Source organism: Leifsonia williamsii, assembly GCF_030433685.1.
Classification (GTDB): domain Bacteria; phylum Actinomycetota; class Actinomycetes; order Actinomycetales; family Microbacteriaceae; genus Leifsonia; species Leifsonia williamsii.
Genome location: NZ_JAROCF010000001.1, coordinates 3013701 through 3029490, shown reverse-complemented (window position 1 = coordinate 3029490; position 15790 = coordinate 3013701). Strand labels below are relative to the sequence as shown.

15 protein-coding genes are annotated in these 15790 nt (G+C 69.4%); 11 read left to right on the top strand and 4 right to left on the bottom strand.

Annotation, left to right across the window (positions count from 1 at the left end; translation table 11 throughout):
* Nucleotides 1-4 precede the first annotated feature (4 nt).
* Genes lspA through dnaE form a run of 3 tightly spaced genes read left to right on the top strand, consistent with a single transcriptional unit; the run spans nucleotide 5 to nucleotide 5034 of the window.
* Nucleotides 5-574, top strand: coding sequence for a signal peptidase II (gene lspA / locus P5G50_RS14275; RefSeq protein WP_301208191.1), 570 nt, complete (start codon nucleotides 5-7; stop codon nucleotides 572-574).
* Nucleotides 574-1494 carry an RluA family pseudouridine synthase gene (locus P5G50_RS14270; protein WP_301208192.1) on the top strand — a complete coding sequence of 307 codons (921 nt, stop codon included), beginning with the start codon at nucleotides 574-576 and terminating at the stop codon, nucleotides 1492-1494. The genes lspA and P5G50_RS14270 overlap by 1 nt, the downstream gene beginning before the upstream one ends.
* 24 nt (nucleotides 1495-1518) lie before the next feature.
* Nucleotides 1519-5034 carry a DNA polymerase III subunit alpha gene (dnaE, locus tag P5G50_RS14265; protein WP_301208193.1) on the top strand — a complete coding sequence of 1172 codons (3516 nt, stop codon included), beginning with the start codon at nucleotides 1519-1521 and terminating at the stop codon, nucleotides 5032-5034.
* Between the two features lie 79 nt (nucleotides 5035-5113).
* On the opposite strand, the gene P5G50_RS14260 is transcribed toward dnaE, so the two are convergent.
* Nucleotides 5114-5635: a flavin reductase family protein gene (locus tag P5G50_RS14260; protein WP_301208194.1), complete on the bottom strand. Its 522-nt coding sequence runs from the start codon at nucleotides 5633-5635 to the stop codon at nucleotides 5114-5116.
* A gap of 79 nt (nucleotides 5636-5714) precedes the next feature.
* On the opposite strand from P5G50_RS14260, the gene hisD reads away from it, so the two are divergent.
* The 3 genes from hisD to P5G50_RS14245 all read left to right on the top strand — a co-directional run bounded on the left by hisD (nucleotide 5715) and on the right by P5G50_RS14245 (nucleotide 8642).
* Nucleotides 5715-7022, top strand: a complete 1308-nt coding sequence (gene hisD, locus P5G50_RS14255) for a histidinol dehydrogenase (protein WP_301208195.1) — start codon at nucleotides 5715-5717, stop codon at nucleotides 7020-7022.
* A 41-nt stretch (nucleotides 7023-7063) separates the two neighbouring features.
* Nucleotides 7064-7537 (top strand): transcriptional regulator NrdR, encoded by a 474-nt coding sequence (gene nrdR / locus P5G50_RS14250; protein ID WP_301208196.1) that lies wholly within the window; start codon nucleotides 7064-7066, stop codon nucleotides 7535-7537.
* Between the two features lie 61 nt (nucleotides 7538-7598).
* On the top strand, nucleotides 7599-8642 hold the full coding sequence (locus P5G50_RS14245) for a quinone-dependent dihydroorotate dehydrogenase (RefSeq protein WP_301208197.1): 1044 nt from the start codon (nucleotides 7599-7601) through the stop codon (nucleotides 8640-8642).
* Here the strand turns inward: P5G50_RS14245 and P5G50_RS14240 are convergent.
* Nucleotides 8610-9551: a ribonuclease HI family protein gene (locus P5G50_RS14240; RefSeq protein WP_301208198.1), complete on the bottom strand. Its 942-nt coding sequence runs from the start codon at nucleotides 9549-9551 to the stop codon at nucleotides 8610-8612. The genes P5G50_RS14245 and P5G50_RS14240 overlap by 33 nt on opposite strands.
* Before the next feature lies 1 nt (nucleotide 9552).
* Nucleotides 9553-10149 carry a DUF3043 domain-containing protein gene (locus tag P5G50_RS14235; RefSeq protein ID WP_301208199.1) on the bottom strand — a complete coding sequence of 199 codons (597 nt, stop codon included), beginning with the start codon at nucleotides 10147-10149 and terminating at the stop codon, nucleotides 9553-9555.
* A 41-nt stretch (nucleotides 10150-10190) separates the two neighbouring features.
* Here P5G50_RS14235 and P5G50_RS14230 point away from each other — a divergent pair, with 41 nt between their 5' ends.
* From P5G50_RS14230 to P5G50_RS14210, 5 genes are all read left to right on the top strand, one after another.
* On the top strand, nucleotides 10191-11612 hold the full coding sequence (locus P5G50_RS14230; protein WP_301208200.1) for a dipeptidase: 1422 nt from the start codon (nucleotides 10191-10193) through the stop codon (nucleotides 11610-11612).
* Nucleotides 11613-11705: 93 nt separating this feature from the next.
* Nucleotides 11706-12062, top strand: coding sequence for an iron-sulfur cluster insertion protein ErpA (erpA, locus tag P5G50_RS14225; RefSeq protein WP_301208201.1), 357 nt, complete (start codon nucleotides 11706-11708; stop codon nucleotides 12060-12062).
* A gap of 144 nt (nucleotides 12063-12206) precedes the next feature.
* Nucleotides 12207-13094, top strand: a complete 888-nt coding sequence (gene ctaC, locus P5G50_RS14220) for an aa3-type cytochrome oxidase subunit II (RefSeq protein ID WP_301208202.1) — start codon at nucleotides 12207-12209, stop codon at nucleotides 13092-13094.
* A 25-nt stretch (nucleotides 13095-13119) separates the two neighbouring features.
* On the top strand, nucleotides 13120-14868 hold the full coding sequence (ctaD, locus tag P5G50_RS14215) for an aa3-type cytochrome oxidase subunit I (RefSeq protein WP_301208203.1): 1749 nt from the start codon (nucleotides 13120-13122) through the stop codon (nucleotides 14866-14868).
* Nucleotides 14869-14871: 3 nt separating this feature from the next.
* The gene (locus P5G50_RS14210) at nucleotides 14872-15294 is read left to right on the top strand and encodes a cytochrome c oxidase subunit 4 (protein ID WP_301208204.1); all 423 of its coding nucleotides are present in this window, start codon (nucleotides 14872-14874) and stop codon (nucleotides 15292-15294) included.
* A 79-nt stretch (nucleotides 15295-15373) separates the two neighbouring features.
* On the opposite strand, the gene P5G50_RS14205 is transcribed toward P5G50_RS14210, so the two are convergent.
* Nucleotides 15374-15721, bottom strand: coding sequence for a phage holin family protein (locus P5G50_RS14205; RefSeq protein ID WP_301208205.1), 348 nt, complete (start codon nucleotides 15719-15721; stop codon nucleotides 15374-15376).
* Nucleotides 15722-15790: the final 69 nt, after the last annotated feature.

Sequence of the window (15790 nt, the reverse complement as noted above, 5' to 3'; positions counted from 1 at the left end):
GGCCTTGGCGATCCTGGCGGTGGTCGCGCTCTGCGTGTACCTCGTCGACCAGGTCGCCAAGGTCCTGGTCGTCTCGAACCTGTACGAGGGCCAGCAGGTCGAGGTGCTCGGCCAGCTCCTCCAGTTCCACTTCGTCAAGAACGCCGGTGCCGCCTTCTCGATCGGCAGCGGTTCCACCTGGATCTTCTCCATCGTCGGCGTCGGCGTGCTCGGCTTCGTCATCTGGTACGCGCCGCGCATCCGCTCGGTCGCCTGGGCGATCCTCTTCGGGCTCCTGCTCGGCGGACTGCTGGGCAACCTGACCGACCGGCTGTTCCGCGAGCCGGGCTTCGGCGTCGGCCACGTCGTCGACTTCCTGCAGATCCCGCTCCTGCCGGCGATCTTCAACCTCGCCGACGTCGCGATCGTGTCGAGCATGGTGCTGTTCCTGATCCTCACCATCCGCGGCATCGGACTCGACGGGCGCCGCTCCGACCGCGACGTCGACCCGGTCGACGGCGACGACGCGGTGGACGAGCCCGCGGCCTCCGAGAACCCCGTGCCCTCCGAGAACCCCGAGAAGCCGCAGAGCTAGTGGAGTCGCGCAGCTTCCCCATCCCCGACGGACTGGACGGCTCGCGCGTCGACGCGGGGCTCGCCAAGCTCCTCGGCTTCTCGCGCAGCTTCGCGGCCGAGATCGTGGAGGCCGGCGGCGTGACCGTCGACGGCCGTGCGGTCGACAAGTCCGACCGCCTGCCCGGCGGCTCGTGGCTCGAGGTGTCGTGGCAGCCGCGCGAGGAGGTGCGGATCGTCCCCATCGCCGTGCCGGAGCTCACGATCGTGCACGACGACGACGACATCGTCGTCATCGACAAGCCGGTGGGCGTCGCCGCCCATCCCTCGGTCGGCTGGGAGGGCCCGACGGTCCTCGGCGCGCTGGCCGCCGCCGGCTTCCGCATCTCGACGTCGGGCGCCGCCGAGCGCGCCGGGATCGTGCACCGCCTCGATGCGGGCACCAGCGGTCTGATGGTGGTCGCCAAGTCCGAGCGCGCATACACGCACCTGAAGCGCGCCTTCCACGACCGCACCGTCGAGAAGATCTACCACGCCGTGGTGCAGGGCCACCCCGACCCGCTCACCGGCACCATCGACGCCCCGATCGGCCGTCACCCGCGCTCCGACTGGAAGTTCGCCGTCGTCGCCGGCGGCAAACCGTCCGTCACGCACTACGAGACCATCGAGGCGTTCCCGGCGGCGAGCCTGCTGGAGATCCACCTCGAGACGGGCCGCACGCACCAGATCCGCGTCCACATGGCGGCGCAGCGGCACCCCTGCGTCGGCGACGCGATGTACGGCGCCGATCCCGCGCTGTCGTCCCGGCTGGGTCTCACGCGGCAGTGGCTGCACGCCGTCCAGCTCGCCTTCGAGCACCCGGCGACGGGGGAGTGGGTGACGTTCACGACGACGTATCCGGACGACCTGCAACACGCCTTGGACGTCCTCCGAGAGTCGTAGGTCCGACGTAGGCTTGTCTCACTCATGAGCGACTCCTTCGTCCACCTCCACGTCCACAGCGAGTACTCGATGCTCGACGGCGCCGCGCGCGTCAAGCCGCTCGTCGAGGCGGCGGTCGAGCAGGGCATGCCCGCCGTCGCGGTCACCGACCACGGCAACATGTTCGGCGCGTTCGATTTCTGGCGCACCGCGACCGACGCCGGCATCAAGCCGATCATCGGCACGGAGGCCTACCTCACCCCGCGCACGCACCGCACCGACAAGACGCGCGTGCGCTGGGGCGACGGCGGCGGCGACGACGTCTCCGGCTCGGGCGCGTACACGCACATGACCATGCTCGCGGCGACGACCGAGGGCATGCACAACCTGTTCCGGATGTCGTCGTACGCCTCCATGGAGGGCTACTACTTCAAGCCCCGCATGGACCGGGAGCTGCTGGAGCGCTACGGCAAGGGCATCATCGCCACCACCGGCTGCCCGTCGGGCGAGGTGCAGACGCGGCTGCGGCTCGGCCAGTACGACGAGGCCGTGAAGGCGGCGGCCGAGTTCCGCGACATCTTCGGCAAGGAGAACTTCTTCGCCGAGATCATGGATCACGGTCTCGGCATCGAGCGCCGCATCATGAGCGACCTCATCCGGCTGGCGAAAGACCTCGGCCTGCCGCTGGTCGCCACCAACGACCTCCACTACACGCACGCCGGCGACGCCCAGAGCCACGCCGCGCTGCTGTGCGTGCAGTCCGGCTCCACGCTCGACGACCCCAACCGGTTCAAGTTCGACGCCGACGAGTTCTACCTCAAGACGCCCGAGCAGATGCGGCAGCTGTTCCGCGACTACCCGGAGGCGTGCGACAACACGCTCGCCATCGCCGAGCGCTGCGACGTGCGCTTCGACACGGCGGCCAACTACATGCCGCGCTTCCCCGTCCCCGAGGGCGAGACCGAGCAGTCCTGGTTCGTGAAGGAGGTCGAGAAGGGCCTCCACGAGCGCTACCCGAACGGCATCACGGAGGACGTGCGCAAGCAGGCCGACTACGAGATCGGCGTCATCTCGCAGATGGGCTTCCCCGGCTACTTCCTCGTCGTCGCCGACTTCATCAACTGGTCGAAGCGCAACGGCATCCGGGTCGGCCCGGGCCGTGGCTCCGGCGCGGGCTCGATGGCGGCGTACGCGATGCGGATCACCGACCTCGACCCGCTGCAGCACGGCCTCATCTTCGAGCGCTTCCTCAACCCCGACCGCGTCTCCATGCCCGACTTCGACGTCGACTTCGACGACCGCCGCCGCGGCGAGGTCATCAAGTACGTGACCGAGAAGTACGGCTCGGAGCGCGTCGCGCAGATCGTCACCTACGGCACGATCAAGGCCAAGCAGGCCCTCAAGGACTCCGGCCGCGTGCTCGGCTTCCCGTTCTCGATGGGCGAGAAGCTGACGAAGGCGATGCCGCCGCCCGTCATGGGCAAGGACATCCCGCTCACCGGGATCTTCGACAAGAACCACCCGCGCTACAAGGAGGCCGTCGACATCCGGGCGGTCGTCGAGACCGACCCCGAGGCCAAGACCGTCTTCGACACCGCGCTCGGGCTCGAGAACCTCAAGCGCCAGTGGGGCGTGCACGCCGCCGGCGTGATCATGTCGTCGGATCCGCTGATCGACATCATCCCGATCATGAAGCGCGAGCAGGACGGCCAGATCGTCACGCAGTTCGACTACCCGGCGTGCGAGTCGCTCGGCCTGATCAAGATGGACTTCCTGGGGCTGCGCAACCTCACGATCATCAACGACGCGCTCGACAACATCCGCGACAACCGCGGCGAGGACCTCGTCCTGGAGGACCTCGAGCTCGACGACAGGCCGGCCTACGAGCTGCTCTCCCGCGGTGACACGCTCGGCGTGTTCCAGCTCGACGGCGGGCCGATGCGCTCGCTGCTGCGCCTGATGAAGCCGGACAACTTCGAGGACATCTCGGCACTGATCGCGCTGTACCGCCCGGGCCCGATGGGTGCGAACTCGCACACCAACTACGCCCTGCGCAAGAACGGGCTGCAGGAGATCACGCCGATCCACCCCGAGCTGGCGGAACCGCTGCAAGACATCCTGTCTACCAGCTACGGCCTGATCATCTACCAGGAGCAGGTGATGGCCATCGCGCAGAAGGTCGCCGGCTTCTCGCTCGGACAGGCCGACATCCTCCGCCGCGCGATGGGCAAGAAGAAGAAGTCCGAGCTGGACAAGCAGTTCGCCGGCTTCTCGCAGGGCATGGTCGACAACGGCTACTCGATGGACGCGGTCAACAAGCTGTGGGAGATCCTCCTGCCGTTCTCCGACTACGCGTTCAACAAAGCCCACTCGGCCGCGTACGGCGTCATCTCGTACTGGACCGCGTACCTCAAGGCGCACTACCCGGCGGAGTACATGGCCGCGCTGCTCACCAGCGTCGGCGACTCCAAGGACAAGATGGCGCTCTACCTCAACGAGTGCCGCCGCATGGGCATCAAGGTGCTGCCGCCCGACGTCAACGAGTCCAACCTGTACTTCGCGGCGGTCGGCCAGGACATCCGCTTCGGCATGGGCGCGGTGCGCAACGTCGGCGCGAACGTGGTCGAGGGCGTCCGTGAGGCGCGCGAGACCAAGGGGCGGTTCGAGTCGTTCCACGACTTCCTGAACAAGGTGCCGATCCACGCCGCCAACAAGCGCACGGTCGAGTCGCTGATCAAGGCGGGCGCCTTCGACTCGCTCGGCCACACCCGCCGTGCGCTCGTCGAGGTGCACGAGGACGCGGTGGAGTCCGCGGTCAAGATCAAGCGCAGCGAGGCCAACGGCGACGTGGGCTTCGACTTCGACAGCCTGTGGGCCGAGGACGAGGTCGGCCAGACCCAGCACCACATCCCGGAGCGGCCCGAGTGGGCCAAGCGCGACAAGCTCGCCTTCGAGCGCGACATGCTCGGCCTCTACGTCTCCGACCACCCGCTCGCCGGGCTGGAGCTGCCGCTCGCGAAGCTGGCGAGCACCTCCATCGCCGATCTGGTCGGGTCCGACAACATCCAGGACGGCGAGACGGTGACGATCGCCGGCCTCGTGACCAGCGTGCAGCACCGCGTGGCGAAGGCGTCGGGCAACCAGTACGGCATGATCCAGGTCGAGGACTTCGGCGGCGAGCTCACGGTCATGTTCATGGGCAAGGCGTACCAGGAGTTCTCGCCGATGCTGCAGGGCGACGCGATCGTCGTCGTGCGCGGCCGGGTCAGCCTCCGCGACGACGGGATGAACCTGCACGCGTTCAGCCTGATGACCCCCGACCTCGGCCAGGCCGACGACCACGGGCCGCTCATGATCACCATGGCGGACCAGCGCGCGACCACCGACACCGTCACGTCGCTCGCCGAGGTGCTCTCGCGGCACCCGGGCGACAGCGAGGTGCGGCTGCGGCTGGTCAAGGGTCCGGTCGCGCGCGTCTTCGAGGTGCCGCGCCCGGTGAAGGTCAGCCCCGACCTGTACGGCGAGCTGAAGGGCCTCCTCGGCCCGAACTGCCTGGTCTAATCCCGCCTACATTCGTGCCGAATGTGCGTTTTGGCGGCCCCAAAGCGTACATTCGGCACGAATGTAGGGCGGCGGAGGGTCAGTCGTCGAGCTCGGCCGGGCGGTGGTAGCGCCGCTCGTGGTACAGCAGCGGTGCGTCCTCCGCGCCCAGCTCGCCGCCCTCGATCTGCACGACGACGACCGCGCTGTTGTGCACGGCGACGCGCTCGACGATGCGGCCGACCATCCACGCCGTCACGTCCTTGATGATTGGGAGGCCGTGCGGCCCGCGGTACCAGTGGTCGCCGTCGAAGCGGCGGCTGTTGTCGGCCGACAGGATCTCGGCTGTCGGCTTGTTGCCCGCCCCCAGCATGTGGATGACGACGCGGTCGGTCTCGGCGATCGCCGGCCAGCTCGATGCCGACAGGGCCATGTTGAACGTGGCGAGCGGCGGCACCGCCGCGAGCGAGGCCAGCGACGTCGCCGTGAACCCGACCGGCTCGCCCTCCGGCGTCAGGGCCGTGACGATCGCGACCCCCGCGGCGTGCCGGCGGAAGGCCTGGCGGAACGCGGAAAGGTCGGGCGTCGGGTCGGTCGGAGGCACGGGGGCTGCGCTGTTCATACGTTGGTGAGAAGGGCCGTTCGCGAGGGGATATTCCCGGGAGGGGCCGCCCGGTGATTGCCGTTAGGCTTGACGGGCCATGATGCAGACCATCGACCTCCGCGGAGTCCAGCCTACTCGCGCCGCCTTCGAGCGCCTCGTCCCGCGTCCCGTGGTGGACGTGCAGGCGGCCATGCATGTCGCGGCTGAGCTCATCGACGATGTGCGCGCCCGCGGCGCGGCGGCCCTCGCGGAGCAGGCGTCCCGGTTCGACGGCGTCGTGCCTGCCTCCGTGCGCGTCCCGGCCGCCGACATCGCCGCCGCGGTGGAGGCGCTGCCGGCCGAGGTGCGCGAGGCTCTGGAGGAGGCGATCGCCCGCGTCCGGCAGGCGACCGCCGCGCAGGTACCGCCGCCCGCCGAGACGCGCATCGGACCCGGCGCCGTCATCGCGCAGCGGTGGCAGCCGGTCGAGCGCGCCGGCCTGTATGTTCCGGGTGGCAAGGCCGTCTATCCGTCGTCGGTCGTCATGAACGCGGTCCCCGCTCAGGTCGCAGGCGTCGCCTCCGTCGCACTGGCGAGTCCTCCCCAGCGCGCGTTCGGCGGCGCCGTGCACCCCGTCATCCTGGGCGCCGCAGGCCTGCTCGGCATCGACGAGGTCTACGCGATGGGAGGCGCCGGAGCGATCGGCGCGCTGGCCTACGGTGTCGACGGCCTCGGCCTCGACCCGGTCCAGGTGATCACCGGCCCCGGCAACATCTACGTCGCCGCCGCGAAGCGCGTGGTGCGCGGCCAGACCGGCATCGACTCCGAGGCCGGCACCACCGAGATCCTCGTGATCGCCGACGACACCGCGGACGCCCGCTACGTCGCCGCCGACCTGATCAGTCAGGCCGAGCACGACGAGGCCGCGGCCTCCTTGCTGGTCACCGACAGCCCCGCCTTCGCCGACCGCGTCCGCGCCGAGCTGGAGCCGCTGGTCGCCGCGACCCGCCACGCCGACCGCGTGCGGACGGCGCTGGGCGGACAGCAGTCCGGCGTCGTGCTGGTCGACGACCTCGCCGCCGCGGCCGCCTTCAGCAACGCCTACGGTCCGGAGCACCTCGAGCTGCAGACCGCCGACACCGACGCGCTGCTCGCGCTGATCCAGAACGCGGGCGCGATCTTCGTCGGCCCGAGCTCGCCGGTCAGCCTCGGCGACTACCTCGCCGGCTCGAACCACGTGCTCCCGACCGGCGGACAGGCGCGGTTCTCGCCGGGCCTCGGCGCGTACTCGTTCCTGCGCCCGCAGCAGGTCATCCGATACGACCGGGAGGCTCTGCGCGGCGTCGCCGACCGCATCGTCGCGCTCTCGGGGGCCGAGGACCTGCCCGCGCACGGCGAGGCCGTGACCGTGCGCTTCAACGGCTGACCCTCCGCCCGATCCCCAGCCGCGGCCGGTAGAATCCAGCCATGTTCTGTCCTTTCTGCCGCCACCCCGACTCCCGCGTCATCGACTCGCGGACGAGCGACGACGGACTCTCCATCCGTCGCCGGCGGCAGTGCCCCGAGTGCGGCCGCCGCTTCTCGACCACCGAGACCGCGAGCCTCAGCGTGATCAAGCGCTCGGGCGTCGTGGAGCCGTTCAGCCGCGAGAAGATCGTGCTCGGCGTGCGCAAGGCGTGCCAGGGCCGTCCGGTGACCGACTCCGACCTGGCGGTGCTGGCGCAGAAGGTGGAGGAGACCATCCGCTCCACCGGCGCCTCGCAGATCGACGCGAACGACATCGGGCTGGCCATCCTTCCGGAGCTGCGCGAGCTCGACGAGGTCGCCTACCTGCGCTTCGCGAGCGTCTACCAGGCGTTCGACTCGCTCGAGGACTTCGAGACCGCCATCGGCCAGCTCCGCCTGTCGCACCACGGCGAGCCCGTCGACGCGCAGGCCTGATCGCCTCGCATCGTGCGCGTGACGGAGCGGTGGCGCGCCGCCCGCTAGTCTCGTAGCTGGCATGTATCGCGCACTCTTCACCCACGTCCTGTCCAAGCTCGACCCCGAGCAGGCGCACCATCTCGCGTTCGTCGTGATCCGGGCGCTGCCGGCTGTCGGCCTCGGGGGAGTGGTGCGCCGCTTCACCGCGCCCGACCCGTCGCTGGCGGTGGAGGCGCTCGGGCTGCGGTTCGACTCGCCGTTCGGCGTCGCGGCCGGCTTCGACAAGGACGGCGAAGGGGTGCTGGGCCTCGGCGCTCTGGGATTCGGCCATGTGGAGGTCGGCACGCTGACCGCGCGCCCGCAGCCGGGCAACGACAAGCCTCGGCTGTTCCGCCTGATCCCGGATCGTGCGGTGATCAACCGGATGGGCTTCAACAACCACGGTGCGGGCGCCGCGGCGAACCGCCTGCTGCGGGTCCGCCGCGCGCGGCGCCGCCCTGTGCTCGGCGTGAACATCGGCAAGAGCCGCGTGGTCGCCGTCGAGGACGCGACCGCCGACTACCTGACCAGCGCCCGCGCGCTCGCTCCGGTGGCCGACTACCTCGTCGTCAATGTCAGCTCGCCGAACACGCCCGGGCTGCGCGGGCTGCAGGAGCTCGACCTCCTCGCCCCGCTGCTGACGGCCGTGAAGGAGGTGGCGTGCGACACCCCGCTGCTGGTGAAGATCGCGCCCGACCTCACCGACGAGCAGGTCGCGAAGATCGCGGGCCTCGCCGTCGACCTGGGCCTCGCCGGCATCATCGCGACCAACACGACCATCGCGCGCGACGGACTCCGCACCGACCCGGCCGTCGTCGACGCAGCCGGCGCTGGAGGGCTCTCCGGCGCACCGCTCGCCGCCCGCTCGCTGGAGGTCCTGCGCCTGATCCGCGCCAACGTGCCCGCCGAGCTGTGCGTCATCTCGGTCGGGGGCGTGGAGACCGCAGAAGACGTGCAGGAGCGACTCGACGCCGGAGCGACCCTGGTCCAGGGCTACACGGCGTTCCTCTACCGCGGTCCGCTGTGGGCGCGGCAGATCAACCGCGGCCTGCTACGCCTCCGGCGTCCCCTGGTGGAAGCGTAGGCGCCAACGCGACCCGGTCCGCACCCAGAGGGAGCTGCGGAGGCTGTCGCCGCGGTCGTCGCTCGTGCGGGCCGTGAGCAGGATGACCCCGTCGGCCACGCGCTCCGTGCCGAGGACCTCGATCCCGACGGCGGAAGGCCGCTCGTCGCCGAGGGCCTGGATCAGCGCGTCGCGCCCCCAGAGTCGTCCGCTGCGCCCGATCTCCTCGAAGTCGGGGTGGAGCAGCTCGGCGAGCCGCGACGCGTCGCTGCGCACCGCGGGCTCGAGCAGCTCCCGCTCCAGCCGCGCGACGAGCGCCTCCTCGGACTCCGGGCGGCCGATCTCCTCGGGAGGGAGGCCGTCGAAGAGGTCGAACTCGAGCGCGGCGTCGTCCGTGCCGGTCGGAGCAGGCGCAGGCGCCGGAGCAGCGGCCGATGAGCCGCGGCCCAGGGCAGCCTCCTCGGCAGCGTTCGGCCAGCCGGGTCCGATCGGGATCGGGTCGCCCTTCTGGTACGCGGTCGCGACGGCGCGGGCGCGCTGGTCGGCGGCCTCGTTCAGCTCGTGGCCGGCGTGCCCCTTCACCCATTCGAACGTGTAGCTGCGGCCGTGGAGGGCGCGGTCGAGCCGCTCCAGCAGCTCGCGGTTGAGCACGGGGGCGCCGTCGGCCTTGCGCCAGCCCTTGCGCTTCCAGCCCGCCATCCACTTGGTGACGGCGTTGATGACGTACTGGCTGTCGCACAGGATGCGCAGGTCGTCGTCGACGTGCGCGGTGGACTCGAGGAGGTCGATGACCGCCATGAGCTCGCCCTGATTGTTGGTGCCGTGCGGCCAGCCTCCGGCCGACCAACGGTCGTCGTCGACGTACCAGGCCCAGCCGGCCGGGCCGGGATTGCCGAGGGCGGAGCCGTCGGCGGCAGCGACGATCGTCACGTCAGCTCGGGTACTGGCCGCGCTTGACCTGCGGCTTCGGCAGGCGCATGACGCGCAGCTGCAGCGCGCGCATGGCCGCGTACCAGCGCAGCCCGCGCTCGACCTTGGTCTTGCCGAACTTGTCGCCGATGCGGCGCGTCACGATGAAGCCGAGGATGATGCAGTCGATGACCGCGATGAGGAAGAAGCCCCACAGCGCGAACAGCGCCCACACCTGCAGGAACGCCCACGGCAGGAAGCTGAGCACGATGACGACGAGCATCACGGGGATCAGGAACTCGCCGATGGAGAACCGGGCGTCGACATAGTCGCGCACGTAGCGGCGCTGCGGGCCGCGGTCGCGCTGGGTCAGGTAGCGCTCGTCGCCGTTCGCCATGCCGACGCGGGCCTTCTCGCGGGCCTCCTGCGTCTTCACCCGCGCCTGACGGGCCGCCTCCTTGCGGTCGTTCGGCACGAGCGGCCGCTTGCGGGCGGCCTCCTGCTCACGGCGGCTCGGCGTCGGGGCGTTCTTGCCCTGCCTGAGCCGCTCGGCCGTTTCTTCTGGGGTCTCGGCGACGGGCGTCTGCGCCTCGGTCTCCGGGTTCTGTCGTTTCGCCAACGGTCAGCCTTCGGTTGTGGGGTCCGCTTAAGATTACCCGCATGACAGACTCGCAGCCGACTCCCGTCACCGATCAGAGCGACACCGAGGTCCGCGTCAGGGAAGCGCTGGAGGCGGGCCTGCCCGCCGCCTTCGCCGACCTGTCCCGGCTGGTCCGCATCCCCTCCGTCTCCTGGGCGGCCTACGACCCGGAGCACGTGCGTGAGAGCGCGGAGGCGGTCGCCGCGCTGTTCGAGGCGACCGGCGCCTTCGAGAGCGTGACCGTGAAGCAGGCGCCGATCCGCGGCTCCGAGCTGGGTCAGCCCGCCGTGCTCGCCACCCGTGCCGCGAAGAACGGCCGCCCGACCGTCCTCCTCTATGCGCACCACGACGTGCAGCCGCAGGGCGACGCGGCGAACTGGGAGACCGCACCGTTCGAGCCCACCGTCCGTGGCGACCGGCTGTACGGCCGCGGCGCCGCCGACGACAAGGCGGGCGTCATGGCGCATGTCGCCGCCGTCCGGGCGCTCGTGGAGGCGCTGGGCACCGACTTCGACCTCGGCCTCGCGGTGTTCATCGAGGGGGAGGAGGAGTTCGGCTCCCGCTCCTTCGCGAACTTCCTCGCGGAGAACAAGGAGGCGCTGGCCGCCGACGTCATCATCGTCGCCGACTCCGACAACGTCGACACCGAGACCCCCGGCCTCACCGTCTCCCTGCGGGGCAACGTCACCTTCAAGCTGACCGTCTCCACCCTCGCGCACGCCTCCCACTCGGGGATGTACGGCGGCGCCGCTCCCGACGCCATGCTCGCCGCGATGAAGCTGCTCGCGACGCTGCACGACGACGACGGCTCCGTCGCGGTCGACGGCTTCCTCTCCTACGACAGCGGCCAGGAGCCGCCGGAGCTGAGCGAGGAGCAGTTCCGTACCGACGCCGCCCTGCTCGAGGGCGTGACGCCGATCGGCACCGGCCCGATCCTGTCCCGGATGTGGGACAAGCCCACCGTGACCATCACCGGCATCGACGCACCCAGCGTCGCCAACGCCTCCAACACGCTGCTGCCGAGCGTGGCCGTCCGCGTCAGCGCGCGCGTCGCACCCGGTCAGCCGGCCGCGGACGCGTACGCGGCGCTGGAGCGGCACCTCCGCGCGCACGCCCCGTTCGGCGCGCACATCGAGATCAGCGACGTCGACCTCGGCGACCCGTTCCTCGTGGACACGACCGGCTGGGCGGCCGTCGAGGCCAAGCACGCCATGGCCGACGCGTGGGGCACGGAGGCGGTCGAGACCGGCATCGGCGGCTCCATCCCGTTCATCGCCGACCTCGTCCGCGAGTTCCCGGAGGCGCAGATCCTCGTGACCGGCGTGGAGGACCCCGACACGCGCGCGCACAGCCCGAACGAGTCGCTCCACCTCGGGGTGTTCAAGCGCGCCGCGCTGACCGAGGCGCTGCTGCTCGCGCGCCTCGACGGCCGCGCGAGCTGAACCGCGCAGCGCACACGGCACGTTTCCGGAAAACCGACGTACAATCCTTCTGACTCCGCACCGGAGTCCCCAACGCATCCGTATTGGAGTCCCATGACCGACACAACGCTCACCGCGACCAAGGCCCACGGCGTCGGCCTGACCGACGCCGCAGCAGGCAAGGTCAGGAGCCTGCTCGAGCAGGAGGGCCGCGACGACCTGCGTCTCCGCGTCGCCGTGCAGCCCGGCGGCTGCTCCGGCCTGATCTACCAGCTGTACTTCGACGAGCGCATGCTCGACGGCGACGCCACCGTCGACTTCGACGGCGTCGAGGTCATCGTCGACAAGATGAGCGTGCCCTACCTGGACGGCGCGACGATCGACTTCGAGGACACGATCCAGAAGCAGGGCTTCACGATCGACAACCCCAACGCGACGGGCTCGTGCGCCTGTGGGGACTCGTTCCACTGACGCTCTCATAGCACACGGAATCACTTCGGGCCGCCCCTCGTGGGCGGCCCGTCGTGTTCGGATCGGGTGCTCAGTCGGAGTAGGGTAGAAGCAGTCACCCACGTGTGGCTGTGAACCGTCCAAGAGTCACTCGAAAGGTCACCGGTGCGTCACAATCGCCGTCTTCGATGGGCAGCCATCCCGATCGCAGCGACACTCGTCATCGTGCTCGCGGGATGCACCCAGGCCCAGCTGCACGGATTCCTGCCCGGCTTCGTGGAGGGCGAGCAGCCCGTCACCAACCACACCGAGCGGATCAGCGGCCTCTGGGTGACCAGCTGGATCGTCCTGCTGATCGTCGGCCTCATCGTCTGGGGCCTGATCCTGTGGGCGGTCATCGTCTACCGCCGCCGCAAGGGGCAGACCGGCCTCCCGGTCCAGCTGCGGTACAACATGCCGATCGAGATCTTCTACACGATCGTGCCGCTGATCCTGGTGCTCGGCTTCTTCGCCTTCACCGCGCGCGACCAGGCCGAGATCGAGACGCCGTACAAGAACCCGGACCTCAAGATCCAGGTCTACGCCAAGCAGTGGGCGTGGGACTTCAACTACGTGGACGACAACGTCTACGACCCGGGCGTGCAGGTGCAGCCGGACGACAACAGCGCCACCCCCGGCTCGGTGCAGGAGGGCGAGATCCCGACCCTGTACCTCCCCGAGAACAAGACGATCCAGATCCAGCTGGACTCGCGCGACGTGATCCACTCCTTCTGGGTGCCGGCGATGCTCTACAAGAAGGACGTCATCCCGGGCAAGACCAACTACATGTACTTCGAGACGACGGGCCGCACCGGCACCTTCGTCGGCAAGTGCGCCGAGCTCTGCGGTGAGTACCACTCGGCGATGCTCTTCAACGTGAAGATCGTGTCGCAGGACGAGTACGACGCCCACATCCAGAGCCTGCGCGACCGAGGCTACGAGGGCCAGCTGGGCTCCGAGTACGACCGCAACAGCAACCTGCCTGGCACGGGCGCCCCCAAGGGCGACGAGTGACCCCGGGTAACGAGTAGGACAGATCATGACGACGACTGCACCGGCACCCGGCGCGACCGCGGCGCCCACGCCGAGGCCCACGATCCTCTCCGCCAACGGAGTGGAGCGCAAGGGCAACATCCTCGTGAACTACATCACGTCGACGGACCACAAGACGATCGGGTACATGTACCTCGTCTCGTCGTTCGTCTACTTCCTCATCGGTGGCGTGATGGCCCTCATCATCCGGGCCCAGCTGTTCGAGCCGGGCCTGCAGGTGGTGGCCACCAAGGAGCAGTACAACCAGCTGTTCACCATGCACGGCACGATCATGCTGCTGATGTTCGCGACGCCGCTCTTCGCCGGCTTCGCCAATGTGCTCATGCCGCTGCAGATCGGCGCCCCCGACGTCGCCTTCCCGCGACTGAACGCGCTGGCGTACTGGTTCTACTCCTTCGGCTCGCTGATCGCGGTGGCCGGCTTCCTCACCCCGCAGGGCGCCGCGTCCTTCGGCTGGTTCGCCTACACACCGCTGTCGAGCACGACGTTCTCGCCAGGCATCGGCGGTAACCTCTGGGTGCTCGGCCTCGGCCTGTCGGGCTTCGGCACCATCCTCGGTGGCGTGAACTTCATCACCACGATCATCACGATGCGCGCACCGGGCATGACCATGTTCCGCATGCCGATCTTCACCTGGAACACCCTGGTGACCTCGATCCTCGTGCTGATGGCCTTCCCGGTACTCGCCGCCGCGATGTTCGCGCTGGCCGCCGACCGCGTCTTCGACGCCCACATCTACGACCCGGCCAACGGCGGTGCGCTGCTCTGGCAGCACCTGTTCTGGTTCTTCGGCCATCCCGAGGTGTACATCATCGCGCTGCCGTTCTTCGGCATCGTCTCCGAGATCTTCCCGGTGTTCAGCCGCAAGCCGATCTTCGGGTACAAGACGCTGATCTACGCGACGATCGCGATCGCCGCCCTGTCCGTGACGGTGTGGGCTCACCACATGTACGTCACCGGCGGCGTCCTCCTGCCGTGGTTCTCGCTGATGACGATGCTGATCGCCGTCCCGACCGGTGTGAAGATCTTCAACTGGGTCGGCACGATGTGGCGGGGCTCGCTCACCTTCGAGTCGCCCATGCTGTGGTCGATCGGCTTCCTGATCACGTTCACCTTCGGTGGTCTGACGGGCGTCATCCTGGCCTCGCCGCCGCTCGACTTCCACGTGTCCGACACGTACTTCGTCGTGGCGCACTTCCACTACGTCGTCTTCGGAACCGTCGTGTTCGCGATGTTCGCCGGCTTCTACTTCTGGTGGCCGAAGTGGACGGGCAAGATGCTCAACGACCGTCTGGGCAAGTGGCACTTCTGGCTGCTGTTCATCGGCTTCCACACGACCTTCCTCGTGCAGCACTGGCTGGGCGTCGTCGGCATGCCGCGTCGGTACGCGACCTACCTGCCCTCCGACGGCTTCACCTGGATGAACCAGATCTCGTCCATCGGCGCCGGCATCCTCGCGATCTCGATGATCCCGTTCTTCGTGAACGTGTACCTGACGGCCCGCAACGCGCCCAAGGTCACGGTCAACGACCCGTGGGGCTACGGCCGCTCGCTCGAGTGGGCGACCAGCTGCCCGCCGCCGCGGCACAACTTCACGTCGATCCCGCGCATCCGTTCGGAGTCGCCGGCGTTCGACCTGAACCACCCGGAGGCCGGGATCCCGGTCGGCGTCGGTGGAGCCAAGGACGCCCCGGACGCCCCGGTGCTCGATGTCGCGAACGACGAGGTGAAGTAACCCATGAGAGCAAATGCCATCCTCTTCTGGATCCTGTCGGCCTTCTTCATCCTCTCCGCGATCGTCTACACGATCTGGAACCTGCTCGACCCGTTCCACCAGCGTGTGGAGTGGGTGGGCACGGTCGCCCTCGTCCTGAGCGCGGTGCTCGCGGCCTTCCTGGCGTTCTACGTCGGCCGCTCGCACGCGTCACAGGGCGGCGAGCTGCCCGAGGACCGTCTCGACGCCAACATCGACGACGGCGACCCGGAGCTCGGGCACTTCAGCCCGTGGAGCTGGTGGCCGGTGTCCCTCGCCTTCGGCGCTGGTCTCGTGATCCTCGGCCTCGCCGTCGGATTCTGGATCTGCTTCATCGGCGTCGCCTTCAGCCTGATCTGCATCGTCGGCTGGGTCTACGAGTACTACCGCGGCTACTTCGCCCGCTGAGTCACGCAGCTGCCAGGGGCCGTCTCCTTCGGGAGGCGGCCCCTTCTGCATGTCCTGGCCGAAAACCTCGGCGGGCAAGTCAGGGGGAACCGATGAAGGAGGAACCGCCCCAGGAGTAGCCCGGTACCGGGTCCTGGGAGGGGACCGGCTCGTCGAAGCCGGGGTTCGGCTTGCCGGGCCGGCTCTGCGGCGCCACAGGCCGGCGCATCCGGATGGCGGCGACGATCGCGGCCGCGCAGCCGAGGAGAGCGATGGCTCCCACCGCGACCAGCATCCAGCCGGGCCACTGACCCGCGAGGATGAGGACGATCCCGTACGGCACCGTGAGCCAGGCTCCGAGGCCGGCCACGATCGCCAGCACGACGAGCCCGGCGACGCGTCGCCGACGGCGCTCGGTGAGCTCGTACTGCGCCATGAGTGAGCTCATGGTGACCGCCCTCCTCGGCGCAGCTCCATCGCGCGCCGCTCTAGCGCCACCATAGCGTCGGTGTGCGTG

Excerpts from the sequence above, each read along its gene's own strand:
- dnaE (WP_301208193.1), top strand. The coding sequence starts at position 1,519 with ATGAGCGACTCCTTCGTCCACCTCCACGTCCACAGCGAGTACTCGATG.
- P5G50_RS14260 (WP_301208194.1), bottom strand. The coding sequence starts at position 5,635 with ATGAACAGCGCAGCCCCCGTGCCTCCGACCGACCCGACGCCCGACCTT.
- hisD (WP_301208195.1), top strand. The coding sequence starts at position 5,715 with ATGATGCAGACCATCGACCTCCGCGGAGTCCAGCCTACTCGCGCCGCC.
- nrdR (WP_301208196.1), top strand. The coding sequence starts at position 7,064 with ATGTTCTGTCCTTTCTGCCGCCACCCCGACTCCCGCGTCATCGACTCG.
- P5G50_RS14245 (WP_301208197.1), top strand. The coding sequence starts at position 7,599 with ATGTATCGCGCACTCTTCACCCACGTCCTGTCCAAGCTCGACCCCGAG.
- P5G50_RS14230 (WP_301208200.1), top strand. The coding sequence starts at position 10,191 with ATGACAGACTCGCAGCCGACTCCCGTCACCGATCAGAGCGACACCGAG.
- erpA (WP_301208201.1), top strand. The coding sequence starts at position 11,706 with ATGACCGACACAACGCTCACCGCGACCAAGGCCCACGGCGTCGGCCTG.
- ctaD (WP_301208203.1), top strand. The coding sequence starts at position 13,120 with ATGACGACGACTGCACCGGCACCCGGCGCGACCGCGGCGCCCACGCCG.
- P5G50_RS14210 (WP_301208204.1), top strand. The coding sequence starts at position 14,872 with ATGAGAGCAAATGCCATCCTCTTCTGGATCCTGTCGGCCTTCTTCATC.
- P5G50_RS14205 (WP_301208205.1), bottom strand. The coding sequence starts at position 15,721 with ATGAGCTCACTCATGGCGCAGTACGAGCTCACCGAGCGCCGTCGGCGA.